The sequence below is a fragment of the Paenibacillus cisolokensis genome (assembly GCF_018403665.1).
In the GTDB taxonomy this organism is placed as follows: Bacteria; Bacillota; Bacilli; order Paenibacillales; family Paenibacillaceae; genus Paenibacillus_AH; species Paenibacillus_AH cisolokensis.
The window spans coordinates 1-24,858 of the sequence record NZ_BOVJ01000068.1 but is presented as its reverse complement, the minus strand read 5'-3'; the positions used below and the strand labels follow the sequence as shown (position 1 = coordinate 24,858).

Genomic DNA, 24,858 nt, shown 5'->3' with positions numbered 1-24,858 from the left:
AATTGTACGTTTGTTTACGCTGATTAAAATTTCGCTGTTCGTATTATGTTCCCCTATACAACGTATAGGTTTTGCGCTATAATAAAGACATAAGGACGAACGAAAACGAAAGGGGACGGTAAACATGAAAAACGTAATGACTCGCGCGTGGGAAATCGCGCGGAAGGCGGCTGCAAAGTTTGGCGGACGTGCCCGTGAGTACATGGCCAGCGCGCTGCGGCAAGCATGGGCCGAAACGCGAGGCGGCTATAAGGTGACGATCGAATTGACGGTCAATCGGCGTAAGGGTCAAACGTGGGTCGCTCGTATCCTTGGAAAACACGATGTATTTCGCTTTGACCGCGAGTTCGTGAGCGCTGTTTACGACAAGGACGGCGAAAGTGTATGGCGTCTGACAGCGAGCGTTTACGAAATTTGCGAGGTCGGCAAACGGTACTTCGTCCGCGTCGAAGCCGATGATTACGTTCGTATCAAAACCGATGAGGTATTGGAGGAAGTCGCGTAAATGACGAACGATAAATTACCGATTGTCGGCGGGTATCAGGACGTGGCGAATATTCTTGGCGTTACGCGCGGCGCAGTTTACGACCGCTGGAAACGAATGCAATCGCCGAACTCTCGGTCGGACTTTCCGCATCCGGTTGCGTTTACGCCGAGTGGCCAGCCGCTCTGGGATTTAAACGAAATTCGGAAGTATGCAGGCAAATAATTCACAGTTTGTTCGTATATTGTTCCCCTATACATTGTATAGGTGTCATGCTATAATAAAGACAACAGCAAGGGACGACAAACAAAACTAAATCTAGGAGGGTGTAAAATGTACAAAGTCAACTTTAACACTGGGGCAGGGAATGCAACGGCGGCAACGTTAGAGGAAGCGAAGCAGATCGCGCGGGACGAATTAGCCTACACGCAACAGGATATCACGATAGAGACGCCGGACGGCGAAGTAGTCACGACGGCAAAATGGTACGGCGTCGAACCAACGGAAGAGGACTTCGTTCTCGAACGGATCGGCAGTTACGGATTCTACCAGCTCTGGACGGATGAGCTGGAGAACATGTAAATCCCCCGCCAGCGGACGAAACCTAAAATAATAACGGGGCTTCGGCCCCTTCCAAACAAAACAAGGAGTGATTAAAGCGTCCAAAAAGATCGTCGAGGTCGATTAATAAAAAAGGGCAGGCCGGCAATAAGCCGCCTGCTTTTTACTGTCCGTTATCACCCTTATCCGCCTTGTGTTCGATAATTTCGTTCGGCTGCACTTGGAAATACGTGCAAATCCGGTCCAAAACCTCCATCGATACATATTCATCCTTCCCCATTTTGCAAGCTGTGCCGTGCCGATCCCGACCGCCTCCCGAAATTCAGTCTTCGTCATCTCTTTGTCGACGAGTAACCGCCAAAGCGGTTTGTACGAAAAACCCATCACACTTCCCCCTTCGGTATATTTGTTTCTAATTATAAAATTAAGTATTTCAAAACGCAAATATTTTTGTTGACACCATATTTCTAAAGTGGTATATTATATTCAGAAAGTGAAACATTATACCGCATAAGACCTCACCGCAAGGGAGGCGGCGTGAGAGGAGAAGATGAATAGTGGAAATCAAAAATCTCGGAACAGTACGCGGAGGAGCCAATTCGTATGCAAGATTTTTCTTGCATATCGAAACGCCAGATGGGGATAAAACCCCAAGGGACGAGCTCAAGGCAATCTTTGAACTGTGGGATGAGGAGTTTGGAATGACTGGCAAGCCTTGGTGCGGATGGTGTTATAGAGTAAACACCAGACGGGAATTCGCCGTGGTGCCTGCGATCATCCGTAAAGCTGTACGCGTTGGGTATACCGTCTCAACATCCATGTGGGATGTTGGCCCTAAAGGGCTTGTAAAAATGAATGAGGACCCAGCAACATTTTGGCAGATCGTCGCCCTTGCGCAGGCTTACTACGATCAGCGGTAGAAGAAGAAGAGAGCCGGGTATATACCAGGCTCTTTATTATTTAGGGCGAATCTACTATTATCAAAGTAAAGTAAAGGGGGCGGAGGATTGGAAACCCGCATTTGTAGGGCTCCAGGCTGCGGTAAATCTTTTGCGCCGCTGCGGTTTGATCACTATTATTGCGCGCCGAAGTGCCGTTATCGCGATCACAAGGCGCACAAGCGGGCGCTGATGCGGTTGGAAGGACGGTGCCCGCAATGCGGCCGCGAATGGACGGAGCCAAACGAAACGCATCGGGGCAAGCCGCAGCATTGCCGTCGGTGTCAGGAGTATTATGCCCATCGGCGCGTTAAATGACAAAAGACCCTAAACGGGTCCTTTGTCTTTTTACGTATTAACGCTGTTTCAATCCCCGCCCGCGCACGACGGGCGACATACTTCGAATATAATACGTATTCCGACGATTGTCAACCGTCCGCATACCGATATCTACCCGCCAGTTCCCGCCACCGCCCGCCTTGACGCGCCGCCATGACGAACGATTCCGTCAGTCCCCGGTCCGTCACGTTGTACGAAATGACCGGCCCCGGCGAAGTATCACGTCTATATTGCGCCTTTCGTTCGGCGTTTTTAACGCGTATGCCACGGTCCATAAACGCATTTTCTCGCTTGCTGCGTCTCCTCCGTTTATTCGGCCGATGATCCGCGCCGTCTACGCCTACGTTCTCCGCGACCCATAACGAAACCTCGCGTTCGTGTCGGTGGTTTAACTGTGACTCGCTAAAAAACGGATATTCCGTTTGAGCGGTCTTATACGGATTCGGATCCGTCAATTCTTCGTAAAGTATCGCGTCGGCTAAACGCTCGAGATGCGCCGGGTCAGTTATTCCTCCGTTTTCGATAACGCTACCGATTAGCGCGATTCTTTCGTCCCGATTGGCGGTATTGTAGCGTCGGCCCCCGTAGTCAATTACGTCACCTACGTTAAATATCATCGGTCGCCTGTCGCCTCCTCTTCGGTGGTCACTGTTACCTCACCGTAGTCCCAGCGTTTAAATACGGCCGCGATTTTTTCGACGGCGGATTCGACCGTTATATTTACGCTCGGTTGCGTAATCCCCATAACGCGGGCCGCCGTCTCTTGCGTAACGTCCAGCCCGTACACAAGCGCAATCGCTTCCGCCTGCCGATCCGTAAGGCCGGCGCTCTCAATCGCGCTGTGCAAATCGATCAAAATATCGGACGCTGCCGTATCGCCCTTAAATCGGCGGGCCGCAATCCGGTGCCGGTCGCGTAGCAGCGATTTAACGCCGGCCACCGTGTTTAATGCGTAAGTTTGCGTCAATCTTCGTTCGTCTTTCGTTGTATCGATTTTAACGTGTCCCATTTATTCTACGTCCTCCCGCTGTTTAATTTCAGCCGAGATATTACGTTGCCTATTCGTAATATCTCCGGTTTTAAGTTGCATCTGCCAAACGCCGCGATACTCGCCATCTGCGTAATAGTAAGGAAACGGAACGTACCCGAGTTCCTTCGCTAAATCGACGCTTTTCTCGTCAATCAATGCGCTCGGCGGCGGTGTATGCTCTTTCCAGCGGCCGAAACCATTACTGTATTCCACGATTTTACCGGCATTAAAGTGCGAACAACAGCATCCCAACGTTTCTACGCCCCGTCTGTTTAATTCCGCGATTTCGTCGGCAATGCACCGGTCAACCGGAACAGTCTTACGATTATGGATCGTAAATACCGGTACTGTATCTCCGTGTTTACACAATAATTACGCACTCCCCTCGTAATACCTGCGTAAAACATCGTTCTGCTTTATCCAACGGTGATCACCTCAAGTCTCGCAATTAACGGCTTGCTTATTGCCGCAATTACGTTGACTGTGACCGCGTTTCCCGCTTGCTTGTAACGTTGACTGTCACTAACCCCGGACGCTGCTACCGCGTCATGCTGTTCGTCAGCAAAGCCCTGCAACCGCCAGCATTCGCGCGGCGTTAGTTTGCGGATTCGGTAGCGCGGGTAATGACCGATTGCGACGCCGTGCTTATCCTGCGCGGTTAGTGTGAACGATTCCTCTCCGTCGTCTTTGAAACGGCGTCCGTTTTGGCGTTTTTCTTCGCGGTCAGGCGTGAGTACGGGACGGATTTCTTCTACAACTTGCGGAACCTTATCAAGCCGCGCCGCTTGTAGCGTTCCGGTTTCATCGTGTTTTATCGTCGTACTTGCGCTATGTGTTTTTTGGATAACCGTGTATGGCTCCATAACGTGTGTTCTCTGTCCGTGATTATCGAGACCTTTCGCGTAATTAGCGTCAAGCGCGTTTACTATGCTCTCGCTGTTTGTCCGTAATGTGCCGCGATCGTTAACGCAAGGTTCAACGATCTTCGTAACCGTATTGCCATGCTGATTCAAACACGTCGGCGCAATTCCATTTGTTCCGTAAACTGCTCCCGTTTGTCCGTTGTCTGACGGTAGGTGTCCGATTTTTTCGATTTGCGGTTCTGCAATTTTAGGCGTAGTATTTCCGCTAGTTCCCGTTGGTATTGTCGGTGCAATGCCTGTCGACGAGTAAACGCGCCTACAAATGTCGTGCCCTTTAATTCCGTCGACGTGACCGACCATTTCGCAATCGTCCGTATTGCCTGCGTTATCTCGCGCTTCGAGCTGCGCAATCAGCTTTACCGTTTTATCTTCGGAAAGGTAGTATTTCTCGTCAACGACCGGCTCCATTACGTCACGCAACCGCGCCGTTACGCCGCCTTCCGCCGGCCAGTCGAAGTTAAACGTACGTACACCTAACGCTTGTATTCTCCGCTTTGCTTTCGCAACGACATCGTTACCTTTAACGTTCCATGCTTCGTGTTCAGCGTCGCGGTCACATACGATATAAATACGCTCGCGGTTTTGAGGCACGCCGAAGTGTTTCGAATTGAGTACACGGAAATCAATCGCGTATCCAATATCGTTAAGCACCGAACACATAACTTCAAACGTATGGCCGCGATCATGCGATAACAGCCCCTTTACGTTTTCGAGCAGCATTAAGCGCGGCTGTTTAACGCTTGCGATTCGTGCAATCTCGAAAATAACGTCCCCCGCGTATCCTCGAATCCTTTGCGTTGGCCAGCGACAGAGAACGCCTGGCAATTATGGACGGCGATCATCGGCAAGCAGTACGAATTATCGACGGCAACTTCGAAGTTATATACCGGTAAGTTTTGTACGGGTGATTTCGTAATCCTATCAATTTTGAAGAATACGTAATCATCCGTAAACTCGACGCAATGCCCTTGCGACTGCCCTGCACGTAATATATAACTGTCTTTCGTGGTAACTTTTCGCCCTTCGATAACTGCCGTTCCTGCCGCGTTGTTCAACGTCAAAGAATATAAGCGGCGCTCTGTCTTCAACAACAGCCGCTGAACGCCTTCAAGTAAACAACGCGAAGTTGACGTAAACTGACGGTACCCCGCGTTGGTACAGCCGTCGCCGTTAAAATACCCGTCAATCAATGCGTCAGCCAGTTCGACTGGCAGGTTCTGGACAGACTCCGGGATACACTTGTCGGAGGCCGTGTTCCCCTTCGTAAACTGTTTTATAAATATCCACAACTCGACGTTAGTGATATGGACTTTTTTACACGTCCGCTCTTGTACGACCGTATAGGGGATATTTAGTACGTCAAGAACGTTGCTGATATACGCGAGTTTCGCGTCATTCGCGGCCATAATTACTCGGTAAGCATTTCGTACGCCTTGCGGCCGTACACGAGTGTCTTGCGTCCACCCCTCCGCCAACCAGTAGCCGATCAGTTTCCAGAAGTCACGAGACTCGAACGGTAGCGATGACAGGACCGTTTCGCTTGTAGATTGGTTAATCGCCTTTGTATACGTGAATTGCTTCGGCAGTTCACTCGTTTTGTTGAGCGGAAACCCGACGTAATCATCCACTGTCAAGTCTCTCGCCGCAACCCACCCTCGCTTCGTCCAAAACGGATGCTCGGACGTTGTTTTTATTGGGATGCGGTAATATTTCGCCGTAATTTCGTATAAGTCGCCGTTATACAGTTTCATCATTGGCGTAATGACTTCGCGGTAGTTTCCTGTGTGCGTCAGAACGACGTCACCTTTGCGAATGTTTTCGATATTAACAAAGCCCTTCGCTGTAATAACCTTTTGACCGGCCGGAAAGCACGGAAAGCCACCGACCAGTACGTCATGGTCCGGAATATCGTGCGCGTCAATTTTCGTTATGTCCCCGTGCAACTCTGGCGCTCCGTTATATAGCGCCCGGTACGCTTTTTGCGCGTACTTATCGATTTCAGACGCGAAAACACACTCGCCGCCTAACGGATCAAATGCGGACCGAAACCCGCCAATCCCCGCGAACAGTTCGATATATTTAAACGACAATAATACGCCACCCTTTCGTTTGAAATTTCGTTTGTTTTACGTTATACTTGCGGTAAATAACGCTAATTGATCGGAGTGTTACTACGACATGACCGTGACTAAACGATTCAACATCGAAGAAATACCGTTGGTTACGCTATATGTCGCGACGGACCAATACTGCCGCCTGCGCTTGTCAACGGACTTGATACGGTTGTATTCGCTGGATGCCGGCAATCGGGTCGCGCTCGGCTACGATTCAGCGGCGCGTGCGATTGCGGTCAAGCTCGCGGCAAATCCGAACGACCCGACGGCGGCTAACGTTGACAAGCGCGGCTATATCTCGGCGCGACGTTTCTTCGCGCGTACGCAGATCGAGCCGGAACGCCGCCGTTACGTGTTTGAGGCGGAGCAGGACGGCTGGCTCGTGTTTATTGCGGAAGATAGCGCATCATAATTTCGTCAATTTTCCGCTCCAAATCCGCCCAGTTTCCGGTATTCTCGATTTCGTAGTCGACCGCGAATGTATCAACGTACGACTCGGTTTCGTGCGAAAAATCACGCAGATCGAACGTGTCATTTGCGTTAATTGCCCGGTGGATACGTAGACTTTCCGGCGCACTAACGCGGATGATCACGAAACCTTCCGTCCGGCATCGTTCGTATTCGTTCGGCTGGCGCAAATCCGTAATGACGGCGTGGAATTTTTCGATGCCGCCAAGACCGCCGTAAGCGGCCGTCACAGCGCGTTCGAATTCGATTGACTCGAAACATTTACGGACCCAGACGTCGGGATCGCGCTCCCGCATCGTCTGGCCGAACCATTGTAATAATTCGCGGGGCTTGCGGCCATTCTCGAACTCGGACGGGAATATATCGCGGGCGTAACGTCTGATTGCGTCGCCGAACGCAAACCGCGTATATCCGTATTTTGCGAAAAGGATGCGGCCTACAGTGTCTTTGCCGCTACGAATCTGGCCCGTAATAGCGATGTTAGGTAACGTCGTCATTCGGCGGCCACCCCCGTCCACTTACCGTCTTTATCGACGGTTGCGACGATCGTGGGCGTAATAGTAAACGTGGCGACGGCGTATTCCGGCCATTTCGCTTTCCATATACGCTGTTTGATCGCTAGTTTTGCGTCGCGCTCCGTATAGTACGTTTTGCCGAGCGCGAGTTTTCCCGTCGCGATTTCGATAACGGCGTACAGTCGTTCCATTATTCCGACACTCCTTCGCGGCTGTCGTCGAGGATTACCGCGTCCTTTATAAGACACCACCACTCGTATCCGTCAAAAATATACGTATACCCTTCGTCTGACCACGCAAACGGATGCCCCGCATATACGCCTACCGTTCGATGCGTTGGACGTACGGCGTATACCTTTTGAGGCCCGTTCCTCGTCTCTACAATATCCCCTACGCGCGGCTCTGTCGGCTGCGGCGCGTTCAGATATTCGTCAGGCACCGTAAGGCCCAACGCCCGCCTTAACGAAATCGCACGTCCTATATGCGTATTAAACACGTCACCCGGCGCGCATTTTGCGATGCCGCGATTGTCGACCACACCGCAGTAATAGCGGAGCGCGACGACTGTTCGTTTCTCGCGATTGACGACGAATTTTACTTCCGAATGCGCGCCGGTATATCTCGCAACCAATCCCTCAACGTCCTTTTTCGCTCGCTCTACGATTTCGTCGCGGGTCAGGGCCGATTTTTGACGTTAAAGAGCGCTTGAATTTGCGCTTTGAGGTCCGAAACCTCTTCTATAATCTCGTCGATTCGACGGGACAATTCGGAAACCAGGCTGTCAATTTCCGTCTCGACCGGTTCGAGTACGACGTATGCCGAATGGTTGACGTGCCATGTGCCAGAATTGTAGACATAAGCATTTCCTAAACCTTTGAAGTCCGCTATGACGTCATCGTCTCCCATAATCTTTACCCTAGCGATATTTCCAACTTTAAAATAATCACCGTCACACGCCCCGGAACCGAAGCCATCGTACGTAATTTTGATCAACTCGCCGGGCGACGCCTTCCGTTTAACCTCGCGGTATTCCCGCTCAATGCCGTCAATTTTCAGTTTCACTCGTCATTCCTCCGTTTCTTTTTCGTTTATAATCCGTACTTCCACGTCTTGCCGCCCGAACTCGTACGCTTCCTCTTCTGTCGCCATTAACACGTCGAGCCGCGTTCCTTTGATTGCGCCGCCGGTGTCCTCCGCAATCGCTTCGATAACCGTCCCGTCAGCCAAACGTATATCCAACGCCGTCCCTAGCGGAATCTCGCGCGGGTCAACGGCAACGACGCGCCTCCCTTCGTGATATTGCGTTTGTCTTACGTCGATACCCGTTTTCGTTATGCCGATACAGCCGCGGCAATCCGCCGTATACGCCGTCGCCTCGAACGTTAGCCATTCCGGCTCTGGCGCGGCCGGCTCTTCGTACGTCATAATCGCGTAAGCTAGCGCGAACAACGTTTTGATTACGTTAATTGCGCGAGTCTCCGATCAACTTCGGCGTACAGGCGGGCGCGGGCGTCTTCGAGCGTAATAGGTACGAGGTCTTCCGTCAGAACATCGTCATATTCTCCGTCAAGTATCGATTTGCAGGCGTATTCCCATCCGGGAAAATTACGTTCGACAATCCTTACAACGCTGCCAGCCGGAAAAGTGTCGATTGTCGACGCATTTTTGGCTACAACAGCAAGCGCGCCCGGTCGGAGTTCTTCGCGCAATTTCGCTTCCAGTTCCGCTAGTTCGGCGCGTTTTTCCGCGATTAGTTCCGGGAGTGATTTCGTCTTGGTCGGCCCTTTGCGGAAAAGATGCGACACTTATCGGGCGTATACTTAACTGCGAAACACTCTTCGTCGTCGTTGTTGATATACGTTAATTCTCCGTCGTCTGGATCGGTAAACACCGCGAATACATCACCGGTTTTTGTGCCGATTAATTTGTCATCCACCACGTAAAACAAATCGCCATCCTGCGGTTCTTGACCGTCAGCCAACCGATAGTACGTATCGCCGTCGTACTCAATCGTCGTCAAGTCCGGCGCGACTTTAACGTTTTCCAATTTCGCCATCTCATTCGCTCCCTTCGAAGAATTTCGTTGTCCATTCGTCGACTTTCGTTATTTCCTCGCGGATTCTTTCGGCCAAGTTCGCGATTTCGTGCTGCGCTCCCGAGCCAGACCGCCGTTTATTGTAAAATTCGAGATACGCGCGTAGGTTACCGGTCATTACGAGATTGCACGCGGCGGCATTCGGCAGGACATAGCGCGCATCTTCCGCAGGAACGCCGGCTTCGCGTAAACGGTCGTATACCGCTTGAATGTACGCCATCGCTTCGTCAAATAGCGACTCTGCGTCGTCCTCAAAAAACGACCCCACGTTAAATCTCTTGTCTCGCGTTATTGACGGCGGCGTCACGTAATCGAATCCGCCAGACTTATCGTCTCTGCCGAACCGTACATAGCGTTGGCTCTGCACGCTAAACGAAAACTGACGGTGCCGCGTCAATTGCGCGAGCAACGAGCGAGATACGCCCTCAATCGCGAACGTGTACGTGATATGCTCCAAAGTTGAGGCGTGCTTACTCCGCCAAATGTGTCGGAACAACCGATCAGCGTCCGTTCCACCTTCGCCGTCTGATGCCTCTCTTCGGAAATATTTCGCGCCTTCTGTCGGCAGGATTTCCGTCGGCTTTAGCGGTGAGTAGCACGTTCTGATTGCGGTCAGGGCGACGGCGGCGCGCTCGTTAACGCCAACGCTCTCGTCGATCGGGTAAATTTCGTCGAGAAATTCGTCAGATAGGCGGGTATGTGCGATAAGTTTCACGTCCAATATTCGTCACTCCTCCGCAAGTCTTCGTAATGCCTCGCCATTTCGTTCGACCACGCGCTCGATGACTTCGCGTATTTCTTCGTTAGTTGCCGTACGTATGTCGCGTGTACCCGTCGAACCAAAACCGCCGGCCCCGCGTTGAGTATCGCTTAATTCGGCCGTTACCGTAAATTCAGCGCGAATGACCGGTGCGATGACGCCTTGGCAAATCCGATCGCCGCGACGGATGAGATACGAAATATGCGGGTACTCGCCGCAAGGAATCTCGGTGGAAACTTCGTTGGATATGTCGAAAACTTCCCCGTGTCTTTCGTAGATTTCTAACGGATACTCTCCGTCTATATCGCTTATAAAAACGCCGTAATCTGGCTTCGCGATGTTCTCGATTATAACGCCGACCTCGCCCCTAAAATCAGAGTCTATCGTAGCTGGGGCGTTCGCTACCCGTAGTTTCGTGTTCAACGATATACCCGAACGGGGCCTAAGCTGCATTTCGTAGCCGGGCGGAATCTCAAACGCCAGCCCCGTCCGTACGAGTTTCGTTTCGCCGGGTGCAATAATCACGTCCTCGACCGCGTACAGGTCGAAACCGGCGGCACCGGGCGTCGTGTACGTCGGTATGCGCGCGTGTTCGGACAGTTTGCGGACTTTTACGTTAATTGCGTTCCCCTGCTCGCCATCAAACTCCGCCAGAATTTTCGCCCGTTGCTGCTGATTTGACGCGGTAATTTCCGCCTGACTGCGTAAGTCTATTCGTTTCATTCTCGCCCTCCTTCGTGTATTTTTATTAAGCGCGCCGCTGTTCGTTCAGCCCACGGATTCCACGGCAGATCGAAGCCGGTAGTGCCGTCCCAGTTCGCAAATTCAGCGGCAAATTCCGCCTTACCGGCCTCGTCCGGGTACTGGCGCTGTAAATCCGCTAACTCGTACGCCCACTTGTCGTACGTCGCATCGGAAATAATTGACGTACAATACCGGTAATAAATCACAGAATGGACGTAGAGTTTACGGCGGAGGTACGTTATGCGTTCGGTAATCGTTTGATTCACGTTCCCTTATCGCCCTCCTTCGTCGTCCAGCGTTGCTCCCAACGCGACGTAAAACAGAACTGACGTAAACATCGCGGCAATCGTCGTCCATTTATCCGGCTCGAATACGTCCGACATGTATAAAGCGAGCGATACCGCCCAATATGCCGCGAGTCCGAACGAAATCCACCGTATGGCGCTCACTTTTCGTCACCTCCTACTTTATATAACGCACATACTTTTGCGATTTTGGGACGTCACGGCCGGTCAAATACGAAATCTTCGTCACGGATCGGCTCGATGTTCAATGCCATAACGTACCCGTCGCCTTTTTGCGAAAAGAAATCGTGATTTTTCGTTCCCGTGTCCAAACCGTTTTCGACGATCGGACTAAACGGGGCCGGCGAAAATACCGGATCAAGACCGAGGTTCATAAGCGCCTTATTCGCGTTATATTCGACGTAACGAACAACGTCGTCGGCCAGCCCGATTTTGCCGTATATCTCGCGCGTATACTCGACTTCATTATCGTAAAGGTCCGCGAGCAGTTCGTCAGTTTCGGACTCGACCGCCGCCCGCTCGTCGAACGTTAATTTGGCGCGAATCTCCTGCGCGATCATGCCGACGAATACGCCGTGAATCGACTCATCAAGCAGGATTTTCCGGATGATTTCGCCGCTCGTAGTCATGCGTCCCTGCCCCGCGAGATATAGCGGATAATAGAAACCGGAATAGAACAGGAACGATTCGAGAAATACCGAAGCCACGCACGCCATATAAACGTCAGACGGCCGCGCATCAGGACGGAGCAGACGGCGGTAATAGTCCGAAATCCGCCCGGCTTTGTACGTAAGGTGACGCTGACCGCCGACCCATTCGCCGAGCAAATATTCTGTTTCGGCCGACGGAATAAGTGTCGTAAATATGTGCGAGTATGATTTCGCGTGAATCTGCTCCATCGCGCCCATGAACGATAAAACGGCGCGCTTACGGTTGTCGGCGATATGCAGCGAAATTAACGGCATGCCCTCGCCGCCTTGTAACGTGTCGAGTCCGGTCAGGCCAGCGAGAACGCGCTTGTATACGGTCCTTTCCGCTTCGGTCAGCGCGTCCCATGCCGCAATGTCTTTCGATACAGGGAATTCCTCCTCCGTCCAAAATTGTGCGATATTTTGCCGCCAAAACGTCGTTACGTAGTCAGCAGATACGTTCCAATTAACCGCGTTCAATACTTCGTCTCCTCTCGTTGTTTAAATCGCGCAGCTCGTGCATTCTTCAGGCCGCAGCAGCCGATTTCGCGTATAATAGAGCGACTTCAAGCCGCGTTTGTGCGCGTAAATGTACAGACGCGCCAACTCTCGCGTTGAGATGTCGCTATTGACGTAAAGGATTGTCGATATCCCCTGATCGATGTGCGGCTGAATCTCCGCGATCAGATCAATAAGCGCATATTGATCGATATTGTACGCGGACTTGTAAAACCATTGCGTTTGCGGCGATAGAAACGGCATTGGATAGTACGTTTCCGCGTTGCCGTACGAGCGCCGTTCGATGTGTTCAACGATCGGCATGACGCTGGACGTCGCGTTCTGGATATACGAGATGCTTTGCGTCGGCGCGATCGCCAGCCGGTAGGCATGATAGAGACCGTAATACTGAACGTAGAACGCCAACGCCGCCCAATCGTCCGTACGCGGAACGTAGATACCAGACTTAGCGAATATCTCCGCGACTTTATCCGTTCGGGGCGCGAAGTCTTCCGACTCGTAACGTTCGAAGTACGTCCCGCTCGCGTAATCTGACAGATCAAACCCCTCGAATGCCTGATCGCGCTCTTTCGCTATCTGGCACGAAGCCTCAAGCGAATAAAAATTCATTGCCGCGAAGAACGTCCGACAGAAGTCGCGCGCCTCTTCGGACTCATATTGGATACCGTTTTTCGCAAAGAAACCGTGCAGATTCATAACACCGAGGCCGACGGAGTGAAGTTGTTCGTTCGCCAACCGTACGCCCGGCGCGTTATCAATCCGCGTCATATCAGATACGGCCGTCAGCGCACGCATCCCTTCGTGAACGGATTCGCGGAGTTTCCCCGTCTCCATAACGTTAACGATATTGAGCGAACCGAGATTACACGAAATATCGCGCCGGATAACGTCAGGCTGTCCGTAGTCCGTAATGACCGACGTTTCCTGCAACTGGAAAATCTCCGTACAGAGGTTCGACATTTTCACGCGGCCGATTACGTTCAGAGCGTGCGCCTTATTCGCATTATCGCGAAACATCAAATACGGATACCCCGACTGTAATTGCGTAATCGCGATCCGTTCCAGCAAGTCGCGCGCAGGCATTGACCGTTTCCGTACCGCTGGATTTTCGGACAATTCACGGTAAACCTCTTCCGTCATGTTCATATCGTCAAGATGCGTCCCGTACGCTCTGTAAACGGTGTGCGGCGCGAACATGTTAACGTCTTCGCCCCGTTCGGCCAGCGTAAAAAACAGTGACGGAACGATCAGGCCGACAGATAACGTATTAAGCCGCGTATCTTCGTCCGCGTTAATCTTTTTCGTATCGAGAAACTCCGGCGTGTCGTAGTGGAAAATGTTAAGATACGCAGCACCCGCGCCTGGTCGAGTTCCAAGCTGATCGCAGTACGCAAAGGCATGCTCGAGCGACTTCGCAATGGGGATGACGCCCTTTGCACAGTTATCGATCCCTTTAATCGCCTCTCCCCGCGCTCGTAACTTCGAAAGATTGATCGCCACGCCGCCGCCAATTTTCGATAGCTGCTTTGCCGTTGACTCTACGTAATTGATCGAATTGAGCGAATCGTCCATTTCGAGCAAAAAACACGATACCATCTCGCCACGACGCGCCCGACCTGCGTTCATAAACGTCGGCGTCGCCGGTTGATAACGCTGCTCCATCATCGACCGCGCCAATTTAACGGCCAAATCGTAATCACCGCGCGCCAGATATAACGCCACGATCGCGACGTGCTGCGCGTAATTTTCGAGATATTGCGTCTTGTCGTTCGTTTTCAGCGCGTAATCCTTATAAAACTTCGACGCCGCCATGTACGAAGCAAACCGGAAATTGTACGAATCGCAAATTTTGTGAATCTCCGTAAGTTCCTCGTCAGCATAGTCCGCGAACACGTCGTAATAAAACGCATTGTCTACGAGATAGCGGAGCCGATCGATTACTCCGTTAAATTTAACGGTCTTCGCGGCCACTTCCGCCATGAATACGTCCAGCGCCGCCTGGTCGCGGTCAAGACGGTAAAAACCGTCCTCGCCGCGCTGCTTGATTTCGTTATTAAGTTCGATATGACTCGTTGTCAACCTTCGCTGCCTCCTCGTTAAATTTCCGTACATCGTCGTCATTGCCCGCCAGTTCAAACCTTAGTTCTGCAGAAGCTGTAATGAGTCGAGGCGCTTGTTGGCGGTTTCTACGTATTCACGATCGATCTCGAATACGATAAAATTACGTCCCTCAACCAATGCCGCCTCACATAACGATCCCGTCCCACCAAACCCGTCGAATACAACTGCTCCCGGATCGCTCGAATTCCGTATAAATAGTCGAAGTAATTCAGTTGGCTTTTCTGTCGGATGAGTCAACTTACTGCTCGGAACTTTAGCGCAGTCGATAACGTCAGGACAACGTTTTCCACGAAGAAGCGACCTCCCTTTGTGCCCGTATAGTACAAGCTCGTGCTTCGGCCCGTATGCGCCCCTAAGATCTCCGGTCCCGTGAACGTTCTTACTCCAAACAATAAGGTTTTTAAGCTTGAAGTGCTTTTCGAATTCTGCTTTAAAGAAGTCAATATGGTGCCAGCTACAAAATACGTAAATCGCCGTATCTGCTTTCATTATCCGCTGACATTCCGCCAAGTATTGCGAAATCAACGCAGTGGCGTCTTTGTCGTTCGCGATGTGGCGAAATTTTTCCGTGGCTACACGTCTATTACTCCGGTAATTCATCAGATACGGCGGGTCTGTAACAATAAGATCAACGCTACCGTCTGGAATCATCCGCATTCCCTCGATACAATCACGTTGATATATCCGGTTTAACTCGAGTTCACCGAGTAACTTCTTCGTCAATACGCGATACCTCCTCGTTAAATTTACGCACGTCTTCGTCATTGCCCGCTAGTTCAAACCGTAGTATCAGCGGCACACCGTATTCTCGCGCTATCTTTTCGCCCGCCACGCCAAACAGCGGACCAAAATTACGGTTCCCGCTGACCGCCACCGCCCGAAGCCAACCGCCATATTCGCGTAAATATTCCGTAACTGGCTCCGGTATTTCCCCGAAACCGATCGTCGGCGTAACGAGAATATACGGTTCGGCTACGATTTCCGGTATTTGATACGCGCGCCGCCCCGTCTTTTCAACGAAGCGACGAACGTTACCAGTCAGCGAATAGTAGACGATCGGTAGGCGGAGTCTTTCGATTAATCGCGCTCGCCTTGCGTCTAACTTCGCGATCTCTTCGTGTTTGATTCGGAGCGCGTATTCAACGTCGGCTAGCTCCCGCCGCAGTAAATCGCGAATCATACGTCAATCCGTCCTTCCCGTATCAACCACGCCAGCACGACGGCGGCCGCATCGCTCTCGTCATCCGTCGCAAACCGATAATCAGCCGCCAGTCCGAGGATTCTTCGTACGCCTGCCGCAACGTCCGCTTTGTCTGCGCTGCCCGAACCGCCAATCGTCTTTTTAACGGTCGTCGGCGTTATATGCGCGGTAATGTCGTAACCAAGCGCAGCTAACCCGTCCTCAACCGCAGCCCACGCGCTATAAATCGTCTGCGTCGCGCGCTTATTACGGCCGGACGTGAAGTCCTCGCGGACGATTCCGTCAAACGGTCCGTATTTGTTCGCGAATAGCAACGCGGTAGACTTTACGACCGCCCGCCGCTGTGCGTCCGTCATATTCGCGCTTGTCTTTGCGTGTGTCACCGCGACTAGCGTAGGCTTACGGTTTTTAACGGACACGGCCGCGAAGCCCGGCGACGTTAACGATAAGTCGAGGCCGGCGTAAATTTCGGTATCACTTCGTTTTGTTACCGTAGTTTTCCGCCTCCCTCCGCCAAGCTTCATATGCGGCCTCAAACGTTGGATATTTCGCCATCAGTCCGATTAGTCCTGACGTTACAAGAAACGACTGGCCGCACGGTCCTTTCGGTACACATTTTCGTTGCTCTTCGTTAAGCCACGCCACGAAATCGCCTAAACCGCTGATCCAGTAGTCCTTTTCGAATATCCCTACGCAAAAGGTTTCGTTCATTTGGCGTCGTCCTCGTCGTCGTGTTCGATATATTCCACGACCACAATGTATAGCAGGATAACACCGCTAAGGATACGGACCCAGAGCGGCGCGTCTCTGAACATCAATTGATACGCGATAATAAGACCGTACGCTACCGCACAAAGAACGCCGAAAGCGATAATTCCGTCAATAACTGCGCGTGCTATTCGTTTAATCACTCGATCGCCTCCTTACGAAGTGTATAGACGGAGTTTTCCGTCCGGACCTTCAACACGTTATCGCCCGTCAGAACGCTTCGTACCAGAGATGTCCGCAAATACGTACCCTCGTCGACGTAGTACGCAATAAACCGTTCGCCAACGGTTAGGGTAACGATTTGGACGCGCTGGCCCCGCCGTCTTTCGTCGCGTTCGTGCGGGCCTCCGTCAATATCGCGGATTGATTCGATAATGTACGTATTCATCCGGCGGCCGCCTCCTCGATACGAATATCTACAGTGATCTCCGCGTTTTCGCCCGTTTCGTTACGCATCATGCGCATAACTTCCGCCTTCACTTCGTCGATCCGCTCTGCGCGTTGTGTTTCCGTAAGAGCTTCGTATTTCTCCGCGTCATCTCCTTCGATAACGTCGCGGACGTGAATATCGACAGCCATAACGTATTTCATCTACGCAACCTCCCGTAACTTCCGTATTTGTTCGAGTGCTTCCGTATACTGACGTTTCTTCCAATCCGGCAGCCCGGACCGTTGTATTGCGGCGACTTGTCGCTCCAATTGCGTCAACTCTTCGTCTGACAACGACAACGCGCACGCTGTTTTGAAGTTGTTAAATGTCCACTTCTCGATATCGAGCGCCGGCGGCTCGCCTTTTTCCGCCGCCTCGACGATTGACGCGAAGTGATCGAGGACTTCCGCGCGCATTTCGTCCGTAATTTCGATACAATGGACGGCAATGTCCGGATTTTTCTCGTATTCAGCGGCCGACATTTCCCACGATTTTTCGATGCGTTAACGTAGAGGATGACGTAATAATCGACAGGCTGCGCCGGGCTACCGTACATCAACGAATAACACACCGCTTGCTTAACGTGATCCTCTTTCGGGCCGCTGCGTTGACTGTAGCCGGACGTCTGCGAATACGTCGTTTGTTTCGATTTAATTTCGAGACCGACGCGTAATACTTCGCCATCCTCCGTCACGTACCGCATAATGCCGTCGCATGTGCCGAACAGCGAGAATTGGCGGCCTTTGTGCGTAATAATGGCGTTCCTCTTCGCGAAGTCCTCGAACATCGGCTCGCCAGCTTCGTTACGTTCGAACGCAAATCGCGCGCCCGGCATATGTTTTTCCGCAAACAGGATGTCGCGTTGAATCGTCCCCCCAATCGCACTACCGATACGAGTCCATCGGCCTTGATGCGGCGGCGTATCCGTTTTATCTCGCTTGGCCCCGCGCATTTTTTCGTAGAGCATACGAGGACAGGCGTTCGCGGCCGACGGTGAGAAATACGGAATGCCCCGCGCCGGCCATATTTTACGTTGCCTATTCGTAAGTATGTCGGCATACCAGCGGTGGATTTGCGCGTCGAGTGCGTCGTCGAACGTTTCCGGCCGCGCGTGCCAGGCGTCGAGATATTCGGCAAAGTCCGCTGCGATACGGTCAGTTAGCGACTGTTTCGGGATACCTACGGTTGTGAAAATCGAGATTTATACCGCCCCCTTTATCGTTCTGTACTCACTAAAATACAAGTCGGTGCGGGGTGCCGCTGATTTAGTTAATCGAACGGTAACTCTCCCCGTATTAAACGACTTGCGTGGAATGTAACATACAAGTCGCGTAGATAAATCAACGACGGCTAAATAGTCGTAATCCTCCATTGAATAATGACGAGACGATGCGCTAGGTCTTCTAGCGTCCACTACTAAACGACCGTTCTTGGGAGTTGCGGCCTTAACTTGTATCTTGAAACATAGCTCACCGCGTTCGGCTAGAATGTCGTAAACACATTGGGCAGACGATGGTAGAAACGTCGTGAAGCCTGCTAAAATCAAGTCCGCCTCTACTAATCGTTCCGCCGCTAGTCCCTTACTAGGTGCGTTCGTACAATCACGCTCCTTTTTCGTATTTATCCGAAAACTCCGGCAACGGCCGGCAATTCGCGTAATCCCATTCGTGTGGTGCGTATTCTTGCATCCATCGCGGCTCAATTACGATGTCCGTTACGAGCGGTACCGAAAGCGTCGCCGTCTGCGTCATGATTTCGCGTATGAGTTCGATCGTCTCCGGCGTTAGTTGCTCGTTCGGTATCGAGTTTTTTATTTCGTCGTGTATAGACGCGTTAAACTCCCAGCCGCGCGCCTTACATTCGCGAGCGTTACGGTTGCCGATCATTTTCAGAATGTCAGCGCCAGTCCCTTGAATTACGGCGTTAAATGCCGCGCGCTCCCAATATCCGATAAGACCGCGCTTTTCTGCGAGTATGTCGATTTCGTCTTGTATGGCGGTCAGTTTCCGTTGATCGGCCGGTGTGAGTGTGCGTTTCGACCGCAGTTGTTTTCGCTCGGTATACAAGCGGATTAAGCGTTGCTCGTTACGTTGTTGTTCGGCTGCGACCGCCTTGTAATCCGGGAATCGACGTTTCCGCCCGAACAGTGTTTCGACGTAACCGTTTTTCCGCATAAACTCGCGGATGTCGGCGACCATCTGCCGGAAGCTCGGGAAAGTACGGTCGAAGTTTTCGAAGAACATCGCGGCTACGTCGTCCGATACGCCCATCTTCTTCGCGAATGATTTCGGCGACTGGTCGTACGATACCGCAAGAACTCCGGTTTTCATCATCTTGCGCGGCTGGAACGTGCCTGTCGGATCGTGCGCTTTGTCGACGCAATATTCTTCTGCAAGGCCGAACGTCCGCATCGCCATCGTCGTATACAGGTCGACGCGATCAAGAAATATCTGACGTAGCGAATTGTCGCCGTACCGCGTATACATGATGTGACCTTGTATTCTAGGCTCGATTTGCCCTAGGTCCGCACCGACGAACGTGAAGCCAGCGCGAGGAACGAAGCAATTACGGACGAGAGCGCCGCCGTCCTTTGAAGATGGCATATTTTGTAAATTCGAACCTTTCGGTACTTTCCGTTCGTCAGCGATCAATTTACGGACGATTGCGTGATAGTTAGCGTCAGTTATCGTCAATCCCACGGCGGCTCATCTCCCTCCGTTTCAAATTCGCGCAATATATCGATCGGCCGTCCGCTATATCCCGACGAACTATATCGCCCAGTCGCGGTCCCTCCCGCCTTGAACTCGCTATGCAGTCGCCCATCCGCTTCGAGCGCCTGCGGTATCTTCGTCACGTACGTATTCAGCAGTTTTTCGTACGCCGCAACGGTCGCGAGCGGTTTTAGCGCTTCTTCTTCGGCATAGTACGCCTCCATAACGTCAGCCGCCGTCGATCTCGTTTTCCCCCGCTTAAATTGCGGCGTCCTATCGCGAATCCCGAGATGGTCGTAAATCAGATACGCGAGATGATTTCCGTTTGTGATCGAAAACTCTTCCGTAAACAGCGGCGCATGCTTTTCGTCGGCCGGCACTAAAACTTCGGCTTCTAATTCCGCTAACCGCGTCTTTGCGTCAGCATAACGTTTAAGATGCGTTTTGCCCGCCGCTTCGTCTGCGGCTATCGACGCCTTTAATTTCGCGATCGCTTCGTCACGTCTCGCTATCTTCCGTTCTTGCGCCGCTATCCAGTCTGCAACCTTTTTCGCGTTAATCGTGCGGTCCATCTTGCGGACAAACTCCGCATCGATTCCGTACGTTTCGATAACCGCGCGCTTGGCTTCTTCGAGCTTTTGCGTAAACTCCGCCTCCAACTTCGCCAGCCCTTCGAGATCGATTTCGAATCCGCAACGCGCTAGGAATACGTCAGTCTCCGGCAATTTCGAGTCAATCCGCGCGTAACATTCGAGCAGGCGGCCTTTACCGTCGGCGCTCGGCGCTTGTGCCATCATTTCGTACTGCCATTCGAACAATTTCCAGCCATACTTAACGTCATTAATCGCGTATATGCCGACAAGTTCGGTATTAAACGGGGCCGGCGATCGATTACCGAACAAGTCTTCAAACGTAAAGATTTCGCCGTCTATTCCGAACAAGCGGCCGTATTTCGCAATCAACGGTTTCAGACCGTACGACTCTTCGTGTTCGTTCAGCAAATTCATCGCGTCGAGCGTATCCCACACGCAGCCGCCGATTTCGTACCCGTCTTTGATCGCGACGTGTAAATCGTAGCGCGCCGACCCCATATGGAACGTCTTACCGTGATTTGGCCGCGAAAGATACGGACTGATTGCGGCGATAACCTTCGAGCGCGTGAGCTGCGGGTCGCCCGCCTTAAACGCGCTTTGCTCCGTAAGAAACTCGAATCCCAGCTCTCCGCGCATATCGACGTGACCGTACGGCAGATAATAGCCTTCGTTAAGCAGCGGCAACCATATCGAAAACCCGATTGATAGGTCGATATACGTATCAACCCCGGTACCTTCGAAGTCCCCCGCCGTCATCGTATCGACACCGAGTATTCGGAATCGGTCGCGCCATTCCGTCATTTGCCGTCGGCACTCTTCGCGCAATCGGTCGACGAACGCTGGCAGTTCGGAATCATCCGTCAAAATCCGGTAATTTGGCGGTTTGGAAGCGAGGACTTCCGCTATCCTCGCCTCGCGTTCAGCCGCCTCTGATTCGCGCAATATCCGATAACCGACCGCCAATACGTCGCTTTTCGTCCATTTTTTGCCGTCGGAGCGAACGTTGCCTATTCGTCCGCTCTCGTATGCCTGGCGCGCGGCTTCGTATTGTCGACGTTCCTTTTCCGTCATGGACATTGCGCCGATCCGCTCAAATGCTTCTTCCGCTGTCTCTGGATTCGCCGCAGCTCGCCGTTCGACCGCGCTTTTTACGGCCGCCCGCGTGTTTTCGTTATCATCCGTCGCCAAACGGAGATTTAGTTTTATTTCGCGTCACCTCCCGCAATATCAACACTTTCGTTTATTCGATATAACCGCCGACTGTCGCGAAGCCCTCCGCGTCATAAACGGAATCGAACGCAAACTCAACGTCACAAACTCCGTTATTGTGGACGAGCGCGCCGTCTTCGCGAATACGTCGTACCTCGTCACCTTCGTAAATCTCGCCGCCACAGCCCATACATAACGCGACCGTTAACGCTTCTTGCGGGTCTTTTAACGCCATTACTGCGCCACCGCCGTTTGATCACGTACAATTTCGGTCGGCAACTTGACCCAACGTTTGCTCGCCGTAGCCTCTTGCGCCCAATACTCGGCCTGCCCCGTATTTTCAAACATGTAAACCGCGTCGCCCAGGACGCCAACGATATAGTCAGCGTCGGGCTTTGCGTAAGGCTCGCCGTTACTTTTGCGCGCAGAGACTACGAGCGCCCCGTCGCGGTCTTCACGGACCCGAATCGTTTTGATTTGCGCTGTATACCATTCGCGATTAACTGGATCGCGGAACACAACGTCAAACGGTTCGTCAGTCTCCGGTTTTGCTACGATATAGCCCGCGTTAAGCAGTGCGCGGCGGGCCGTCATTTCCGATACTTTACCGACAACTTCGCTAATGTGTGCCGTAGATTTCGCCCTCCCCTTCGTCATCCTCGTCGTAATCCGGTGTAATCACGACGAACTTTACAGGGCCGACCGCCCCGTCTGGCGCTGGATTGACCGCAACCATAACGCTGACGTCCGCCGGCCCGACGTATTCTTCGATCGCGCGGAAAAACTCGTTCAATTGGCGACCAAGGCGCGGTAACGTGGCCGGACTCTTGACGTTAATGCCGACGTTGACTGACCGTTTATTTGCGCTCATTTTCTTCGGCCTCCTTCGTCACAACGCCTAATACGAGCACAAACAACGCGAACGCTGCGCAAAACGCGGCGGGCAACGGGATAAAGACGAGTAACGCCATAATCCCGAACGCCGCCAGAACGATTAGAGCAGCGGAACCAATCGCGACAATAATCGTAGCCAGAATGTAGATCATCAGAAAATAATTTCGGGCTTATTACCGTCGTTTTTCGGCAGCGGCGTTACTGCGCCGTCAGCAGCGGTAGCGGCAGCCTCCGACGACAGACCCAAGCGTCTGATGTCAAAACCGGCAATTTCGAGGTTTTTCGTTTGCTCCGCCTCGTCTGCGACGTACAAGCACGTTTCAAACAACGCGAAGTCGAACGGTTCCAGCGCGTCGGCGGCTTCGAAATTCTTGCGCTCCTGTTCCGTTAGTTCCTCGTCCATATCGAGGATTGGCGTGAGAGAAACGGTCGTGTTCGTAGAGCTGCCGGTTTTCGAAAGTTCGAACGCCAGCTTATCGAGCCTTTTCGCGTATTTCTGAATCGTTGCGAACACGCCAGACGCTTGTTTCGGCGTAAGATCGACGACACCGTATTGACCATCCGCCAGATTTACAAAAGCAACGAGATATTTCGGCTTACCCTTCAAAAGGTACGCCTGCTTACGGATCTTTTCGTAAGTGTCATCGTCGCCAGCGTCTTTGGCGGCTTTTGCTTCGGCGTACAGCAGCTCGGAAGCACGGTCCCAGATCGTAGGATTATCCGTTACGAAGCCTTTCGCGTTGCGTTCGGACGGCACTTTCGGAACAAACGTATTGACTTTACCGAAAATCCCGTAAGCGTAGTACTCAACGGAGTCCTCCGCCGACTTGAACCGGACTTTGTACGTAGTCCCAGACGTAAACGGCAAAATAACGGAATTGTCGTCGTCTTTCTCCGTCGTGGCACTCGTTACGGCCTCCGCGCCGCGTTTCGTAAACATTGCCATTTGATCGCATCCTTTCGTCATAATTTCGTCAAAACTACGCTAAAACCCGTCCTAAACCGCTATCCTCCTTTCGCTAAATTTCGGACAGCAACGCGTATCTTGCGTCCGCGACGGACCGCTAACGGACATAGCGTAAGCGTCAGCGTTAACGATCCGTGGCCGGCGCGAGAAGTCGTTATTTTTCGCAGGCTTTCGCGTATTGTGACTGCGTTAATTTCAAATTGTCGTCACTTAAAACCCGTCGGACTGGCGATAATTTCGCGATTTCTCGTTTGATCTCGCGGCGTTCTTTTAGTACGTCCTGCAAACGTTTGGCAAGACGGTATCCTGATACGACATCAAACCGACAGCCCTCGATCTCGTGGTAAATACCGGAGATAATACGATCAACCCTCGACAATTCCGAGGAAAGACGTTTCGATTCGTTCCTTACGCGGTGCGCTAACGACTGCAACTCCGAATAAAAACGATCGGTCACGCAAGCCGCACCGCCTTTAGCGCGCCGTCGCGTTCGATCTGGCGCGAAATATCGGAATAATCTTCGTAAAAAATTTCCGGAAAAATTTCGTTATATTGCGAAACCTCATCGTTTGTAATTCGTATGTTATCGTGAGTGGACAAGCGGATCATGGTACATTACCTCCGTTGACAATTGTAAATGGGATAGCGTATAATATTGTACGGTCCAATATTTCTGACGTAATGCCTAAACGTCAGAAATTGGAAAAATCTAATCCCGCAAACATCACGAATAGTGCTATAATGTAATTGGAACGTCGGCGGCCGTATTTAACCGCCGTGTTCCGAAAATGTGCCGCTATGGTTACGCCAATGCCGCGCGGCATGCGGTCCGAAAACGCGCGACATACTTACGGTGCGATTCCGTATTACCTCCGTATCGTTGCGCCAACAACGACGCGGTTTGAGAATCGTTAAAGCCATCGTATGTCCATGCGTTAAGGATCGCCAATCGTCTCGGATCACCGCCCGCCAAAGCGGTGATTCTCTCTTTCGTAATCATCTCGTCATCCACGACCGCCAAATCGTCGATGATTTCGATTTCCTCCGCTTCGTCTACTTCGTCCTCGCCTCGCCCGCGTCTCTTCTGTATCAACGGGACTACCGAGACTCCTCGAAGCTTCGCCCGATACCGCTTGATATGCTGATGCAACAACCGGATAAGTTTTCGTTTGACCAACGCTGCAAAATCGCCTATATTCGGGTCGTACTCGCGCACACACTGTTCAATCCGTGAGTAACAGTTACCTTCGAACGATTCCGCGTTGATACGGTACCAGTTCGCTTCCGACAGCCTGTAAATCAGCGCCTGGAACCGGGCTTTTATCGCCCACATGCTCGCCGCGCATCCGCCTTTTGCCTTCGTGATAATTTCGTTTATGTCCGTCACGTCCTTTCGGTTTTTGTGCTTCTGTTATATATAACGCACACGCTTTCGCGATTTTGGGACATCTTGCTAAAATATTTTTACGAAAAACTTTTT

The 24,858-nt window shown here is 52.0% G+C and carries 42 protein-coding genes and 1 pseudogene; 5 read left to right on the top strand and 38 right to left on the bottom strand.

Features of this window, described 5'->3' with window-relative positions; all coding sequences use genetic code 11:
- Positions 1-124: 124 nt before the first annotated feature.
- The 3 genes from PACILC2_RS10225 (at position 125) to PACILC2_RS10215 (ending at position 1,066) form a co-directional block, all read left to right on the top strand.
- A complete protein-coding gene (locus PACILC2_RS10225) occupies positions 125-505 on the top strand; it encodes a hypothetical protein (protein WP_213528778.1) in 381 nt (126 codons plus the stop codon).
- Positions 506-709: a helix-turn-helix domain-containing protein gene (locus PACILC2_RS10220; protein ID WP_213528777.1), complete on the top strand. Its 204-nt coding sequence runs from the start codon at positions 506-508 to the stop codon at positions 707-709. It abuts the gene before it with no gap.
- A gap of 108 nt (positions 710-817) precedes the next feature.
- The gene (locus PACILC2_RS10215) at positions 818-1,066 is read left to right on the top strand and encodes a hypothetical protein (protein ID WP_213528776.1); all 249 of its coding nucleotides are present in this window, start codon (positions 818-820) and stop codon (positions 1,064-1,066) included.
- Positions 1,067-1,208: 142 nt separating this feature from the next.
- On the opposite strand, the pseudogene PACILC2_RS29330 reads toward PACILC2_RS10215, so the two are convergent.
- A pseudogene (locus PACILC2_RS29330) lies at positions 1,209-1,381 on the bottom strand (helix-turn-helix domain-containing protein).
- Between the two features lie 221 nt (positions 1,382-1,602).
- Here PACILC2_RS29330 and PACILC2_RS10205 point away from each other — a divergent pair.
- A complete protein-coding gene (locus PACILC2_RS10205) occupies positions 1,603-1,965 on the top strand; it encodes a hypothetical protein (RefSeq protein ID WP_213528775.1) in 363 nt (120 codons plus the stop codon).
- Between the two features lie 446 nt (positions 1,966-2,411).
- On the opposite strand, the gene PACILC2_RS10200 is transcribed toward PACILC2_RS10205, so the two are convergent.
- From PACILC2_RS10200 to PACILC2_RS10180, 5 genes are all read right to left on the bottom strand, one after another.
- Positions 2,412-2,597 carry a hypothetical protein gene (locus PACILC2_RS10200; protein ID WP_213528774.1) on the bottom strand — a complete coding sequence of 62 codons (186 nt, stop codon included), beginning with the start codon at positions 2,595-2,597 and terminating at the stop codon, positions 2,412-2,414.
- 338 nt (positions 2,598-2,935) lie between these two features.
- Positions 2,936-3,331 carry a DUF134 domain-containing protein gene (locus PACILC2_RS10195; protein WP_213528773.1) on the bottom strand — a complete coding sequence of 132 codons (396 nt, stop codon included), beginning with the start codon at positions 3,329-3,331 and terminating at the stop codon, positions 2,936-2,938.
- Positions 3,332-3,721 carry a hypothetical protein gene (locus PACILC2_RS10190; RefSeq protein ID WP_213528772.1) on the bottom strand — a complete coding sequence of 130 codons (390 nt, stop codon included), beginning with the start codon at positions 3,719-3,721 and terminating at the stop codon, positions 3,332-3,334.
- Positions 3,722-3,768: 47 nt separating this feature from the next.
- A complete protein-coding gene (gene dcm, locus PACILC2_RS10185; protein ID WP_213528771.1) occupies positions 3,769-4,995 on the bottom strand; it encodes a DNA (cytosine-5-)-methyltransferase in 1,227 nt (408 codons plus the stop codon).
- Positions 4,995-6,365, bottom strand: a complete 1,371-nt coding sequence (locus PACILC2_RS10180) for a DNA cytosine methyltransferase (protein WP_213528770.1) — start codon at positions 6,363-6,365, stop codon at positions 4,995-4,997. The genes dcm and PACILC2_RS10180 overlap by 1 nt, the downstream gene beginning before the upstream one ends.
- 88 nt (positions 6,366-6,453) lie before the next feature.
- On the opposite strand from PACILC2_RS10180, the gene PACILC2_RS10175 reads away from it, so the two are divergent.
- Positions 6,454-6,801 carry a hypothetical protein gene (locus PACILC2_RS10175; RefSeq protein ID WP_213528769.1) on the top strand — a complete coding sequence of 116 codons (348 nt, stop codon included), beginning with the start codon at positions 6,454-6,456 and terminating at the stop codon, positions 6,799-6,801.
- On the opposite strand, the gene PACILC2_RS10170 is transcribed toward PACILC2_RS10175, so the two are convergent.
- From PACILC2_RS10170 to PACILC2_RS10015, 32 genes are all read right to left on the bottom strand, one after another.
- Positions 6,776-7,354, bottom strand: coding sequence for a nucleoside/nucleotide kinase family protein (locus PACILC2_RS10170; RefSeq protein ID WP_213528768.1), 579 nt, complete (start codon positions 7,352-7,354; stop codon positions 6,776-6,778). The genes PACILC2_RS10175 and PACILC2_RS10170 overlap by 26 nt on opposite strands.
- The gene (locus tag PACILC2_RS10165) at positions 7,351-7,563 is read right to left on the bottom strand and encodes a hypothetical protein (protein ID WP_213528767.1); all 213 of its coding nucleotides are present in this window, start codon (positions 7,561-7,563) and stop codon (positions 7,351-7,353) included. The genes PACILC2_RS10170 and PACILC2_RS10165 overlap by 4 nt, the downstream gene beginning before the upstream one ends.
- Positions 7,563-8,003 carry a hypothetical protein gene (locus PACILC2_RS10160; protein ID WP_213528766.1) on the bottom strand — a complete coding sequence of 147 codons (441 nt, stop codon included), beginning with the start codon at positions 8,001-8,003 and terminating at the stop codon, positions 7,563-7,565. The genes PACILC2_RS10165 and PACILC2_RS10160 overlap by 1 nt, the downstream gene beginning before the upstream one ends.
- Before the next feature lie 44 nt (positions 8,004-8,047).
- Entirely contained in the window at positions 8,048-8,434 is a 387-nt protein-coding gene (locus PACILC2_RS10155) for a coiled-coil domain-containing protein (RefSeq protein ID WP_213528765.1), read from the bottom strand.
- Between the two features lie 3 nt (positions 8,435-8,437).
- Positions 8,438-8,797, bottom strand: coding sequence for a 3D domain-containing protein (locus tag PACILC2_RS10150; RefSeq protein ID WP_213528764.1), 360 nt, complete (start codon positions 8,795-8,797; stop codon positions 8,438-8,440).
- Positions 8,798-8,829: 32 nt separating this feature from the next.
- Entirely contained in the window at positions 8,830-9,081 is a 252-nt protein-coding gene (locus PACILC2_RS10145; RefSeq protein WP_213528763.1) for a hypothetical protein, read from the bottom strand.
- A 41-nt stretch (positions 9,082-9,122) separates the two neighbouring features.
- Positions 9,123-9,428: a hypothetical protein gene (locus tag PACILC2_RS10140; RefSeq protein ID WP_213528762.1), complete on the bottom strand. Its 306-nt coding sequence runs from the start codon at positions 9,426-9,428 to the stop codon at positions 9,123-9,125.
- Position 9,429: 1 nt separating this feature from the next.
- Entirely contained in the window at positions 9,430-10,188 is a 759-nt protein-coding gene (thyX, locus tag PACILC2_RS10135) for an FAD-dependent thymidylate synthase (protein WP_213528761.1), read from the bottom strand.
- Between the two features lie 6 nt (positions 10,189-10,194).
- Positions 10,195-10,950 (bottom strand): dUTP diphosphatase, encoded by a 756-nt coding sequence (locus PACILC2_RS10130; RefSeq protein ID WP_213528760.1) that lies wholly within the window; start codon positions 10,948-10,950, stop codon positions 10,195-10,197.
- Positions 10,947-11,237, bottom strand: coding sequence for a DNA ligase LigA-related protein (locus tag PACILC2_RS10125; protein ID WP_213528759.1), 291 nt, complete (start codon positions 11,235-11,237; stop codon positions 10,947-10,949). The genes PACILC2_RS10130 and PACILC2_RS10125 overlap by 4 nt, the downstream gene beginning before the upstream one ends.
- A 6-nt stretch (positions 11,238-11,243) precedes the next feature.
- Positions 11,244-11,420, bottom strand: coding sequence for a hypothetical protein (locus tag PACILC2_RS10120; RefSeq protein WP_213528758.1), 177 nt, complete (start codon positions 11,418-11,420; stop codon positions 11,244-11,246).
- A 53-nt stretch (positions 11,421-11,473) separates the two neighbouring features.
- The gene (gene nrdF / locus PACILC2_RS10115; RefSeq protein WP_213528757.1) at positions 11,474-12,445 is read right to left on the bottom strand and encodes a class 1b ribonucleoside-diphosphate reductase subunit beta; all 972 of its coding nucleotides are present in this window, start codon (positions 12,443-12,445) and stop codon (positions 11,474-11,476) included.
- A gap of 21 nt (positions 12,446-12,466) precedes the next feature.
- Positions 12,467-14,563 carry a class 1b ribonucleoside-diphosphate reductase subunit alpha gene (gene nrdE, locus PACILC2_RS10110; protein ID WP_244863411.1) on the bottom strand — a complete coding sequence of 699 codons (2,097 nt, stop codon included), beginning with the start codon at positions 14,561-14,563 and terminating at the stop codon, positions 12,467-12,469.
- 60 nt (positions 14,564-14,623) lie between these two features.
- Positions 14,624-15,328, bottom strand: coding sequence for a DNA-methyltransferase (locus tag PACILC2_RS10105; RefSeq protein WP_213528756.1), 705 nt, complete (start codon positions 15,326-15,328; stop codon positions 14,624-14,626).
- Positions 15,306-15,785 carry a class Ib ribonucleoside-diphosphate reductase assembly flavoprotein NrdI gene (gene nrdI, locus PACILC2_RS10100; protein WP_213528755.1) on the bottom strand — a complete coding sequence of 160 codons (480 nt, stop codon included), beginning with the start codon at positions 15,783-15,785 and terminating at the stop codon, positions 15,306-15,308. Before nrdI ends, PACILC2_RS10105 begins: the two co-directional genes overlap by 23 nt.
- Positions 15,782-16,330 carry a crossover junction endodeoxyribonuclease RuvC gene (locus PACILC2_RS10095; protein ID WP_244863410.1) on the bottom strand — a complete coding sequence of 183 codons (549 nt, stop codon included), beginning with the start codon at positions 16,328-16,330 and terminating at the stop codon, positions 15,782-15,784. Before PACILC2_RS10095 ends, nrdI begins: the two co-directional genes overlap by 4 nt.
- A 183-nt stretch (positions 16,331-16,513) precedes the next feature.
- Positions 16,514-16,717 carry a hypothetical protein gene (locus PACILC2_RS10090; protein WP_213528753.1) on the bottom strand — a complete coding sequence of 68 codons (204 nt, stop codon included), beginning with the start codon at positions 16,715-16,717 and terminating at the stop codon, positions 16,514-16,516.
- On the bottom strand, positions 16,714-16,962 hold the full coding sequence (locus PACILC2_RS10085; RefSeq protein ID WP_213528752.1) for a hypothetical protein: 249 nt from the start codon (positions 16,960-16,962) through the stop codon (positions 16,714-16,716). The genes PACILC2_RS10090 and PACILC2_RS10085 overlap by 4 nt, the downstream gene beginning before the upstream one ends.
- A complete protein-coding gene (locus PACILC2_RS10080; RefSeq protein ID WP_213528751.1) occupies positions 16,959-17,165 on the bottom strand; it encodes a hypothetical protein in 207 nt (68 codons plus the stop codon). The genes PACILC2_RS10085 and PACILC2_RS10080 overlap by 4 nt, the downstream gene beginning before the upstream one ends.
- Positions 17,166-17,486 carry a hypothetical protein gene (locus PACILC2_RS26715; protein ID WP_244863409.1) on the bottom strand — a complete coding sequence of 107 codons (321 nt, stop codon included), beginning with the start codon at positions 17,484-17,486 and terminating at the stop codon, positions 17,166-17,168.
- 719 nt (positions 17,487-18,205) lie between these two features.
- Positions 18,206-18,706, bottom strand: a complete 501-nt coding sequence (locus tag PACILC2_RS29325) for a group I intron-associated PD-(D/E)XK endonuclease (RefSeq protein ID WP_372447101.1) — start codon at positions 18,704-18,706, stop codon at positions 18,206-18,208.
- Positions 18,606-19,703, bottom strand: a complete 1,098-nt coding sequence (locus PACILC2_RS10065; RefSeq protein ID WP_213528749.1) for a DNA polymerase — start codon at positions 19,701-19,703, stop codon at positions 18,606-18,608. Before PACILC2_RS10065 ends, PACILC2_RS29325 begins: the two co-directional genes overlap by 101 nt.
- The gene (locus PACILC2_RS27970) at positions 19,694-21,385 is read right to left on the bottom strand and encodes a DNA polymerase (protein WP_280515302.1); all 1,692 of its coding nucleotides are present in this window, start codon (positions 21,383-21,385) and stop codon (positions 19,694-19,696) included. Before PACILC2_RS27970 ends, PACILC2_RS10065 begins: the two co-directional genes overlap by 10 nt.
- A gap of 163 nt (positions 21,386-21,548) precedes the next feature.
- Positions 21,549-21,752: a hypothetical protein gene (locus PACILC2_RS10055; RefSeq protein ID WP_213528748.1), complete on the bottom strand. Its 204-nt coding sequence runs from the start codon at positions 21,750-21,752 to the stop codon at positions 21,549-21,551.
- Positions 21,752-22,174, bottom strand: a complete 423-nt coding sequence (locus tag PACILC2_RS10050) for a hypothetical protein (RefSeq protein ID WP_244863408.1) — start codon at positions 22,172-22,174, stop codon at positions 21,752-21,754. The genes PACILC2_RS10055 and PACILC2_RS10050 overlap by 1 nt, the downstream gene beginning before the upstream one ends.
- Complete coding sequence (locus PACILC2_RS10045; protein ID WP_213528747.1) at positions 22,137-22,388, bottom strand: hypothetical protein; 252 nt, start codon at positions 22,386-22,388, stop codon at positions 22,137-22,139. The genes PACILC2_RS10050 and PACILC2_RS10045 overlap by 38 nt, the downstream gene beginning before the upstream one ends.
- On the bottom strand, positions 22,375-22,563 hold the full coding sequence (locus PACILC2_RS10040) for a hypothetical protein (RefSeq protein WP_213528746.1): 189 nt from the start codon (positions 22,561-22,563) through the stop codon (positions 22,375-22,377). The genes PACILC2_RS10045 and PACILC2_RS10040 overlap by 14 nt, the downstream gene beginning before the upstream one ends.
- The gene (locus PACILC2_RS10035; RefSeq protein WP_244863407.1) at positions 22,563-23,168 is read right to left on the bottom strand and encodes a hypothetical protein; all 606 of its coding nucleotides are present in this window, start codon (positions 23,166-23,168) and stop codon (positions 22,563-22,565) included. Before PACILC2_RS10035 ends, PACILC2_RS10040 begins: the two co-directional genes overlap by 1 nt.
- 364 nt (positions 23,169-23,532) lie before the next feature.
- On the bottom strand, positions 23,533-23,835 hold the full coding sequence (locus PACILC2_RS10030) for a hypothetical protein (RefSeq protein WP_213528744.1): 303 nt from the start codon (positions 23,833-23,835) through the stop codon (positions 23,533-23,535).
- Positions 23,832-23,987, bottom strand: a complete 156-nt coding sequence (locus PACILC2_RS10025; RefSeq protein ID WP_213528743.1) for a hypothetical protein — start codon at positions 23,985-23,987, stop codon at positions 23,832-23,834. The genes PACILC2_RS10030 and PACILC2_RS10025 overlap by 4 nt, the downstream gene beginning before the upstream one ends.
- A gap of 193 nt (positions 23,988-24,180) precedes the next feature.
- On the bottom strand, positions 24,181-24,471 hold the full coding sequence (locus tag PACILC2_RS10020; RefSeq protein ID WP_213528742.1) for a hypothetical protein: 291 nt from the start codon (positions 24,469-24,471) through the stop codon (positions 24,181-24,183).
- Between the two features lie 148 nt (positions 24,472-24,619).
- Positions 24,620-24,858 (bottom strand): hypothetical protein (locus tag PACILC2_RS10015; RefSeq protein WP_213528741.1); only part of this gene is annotated, 239 nt, incomplete at its 5' end.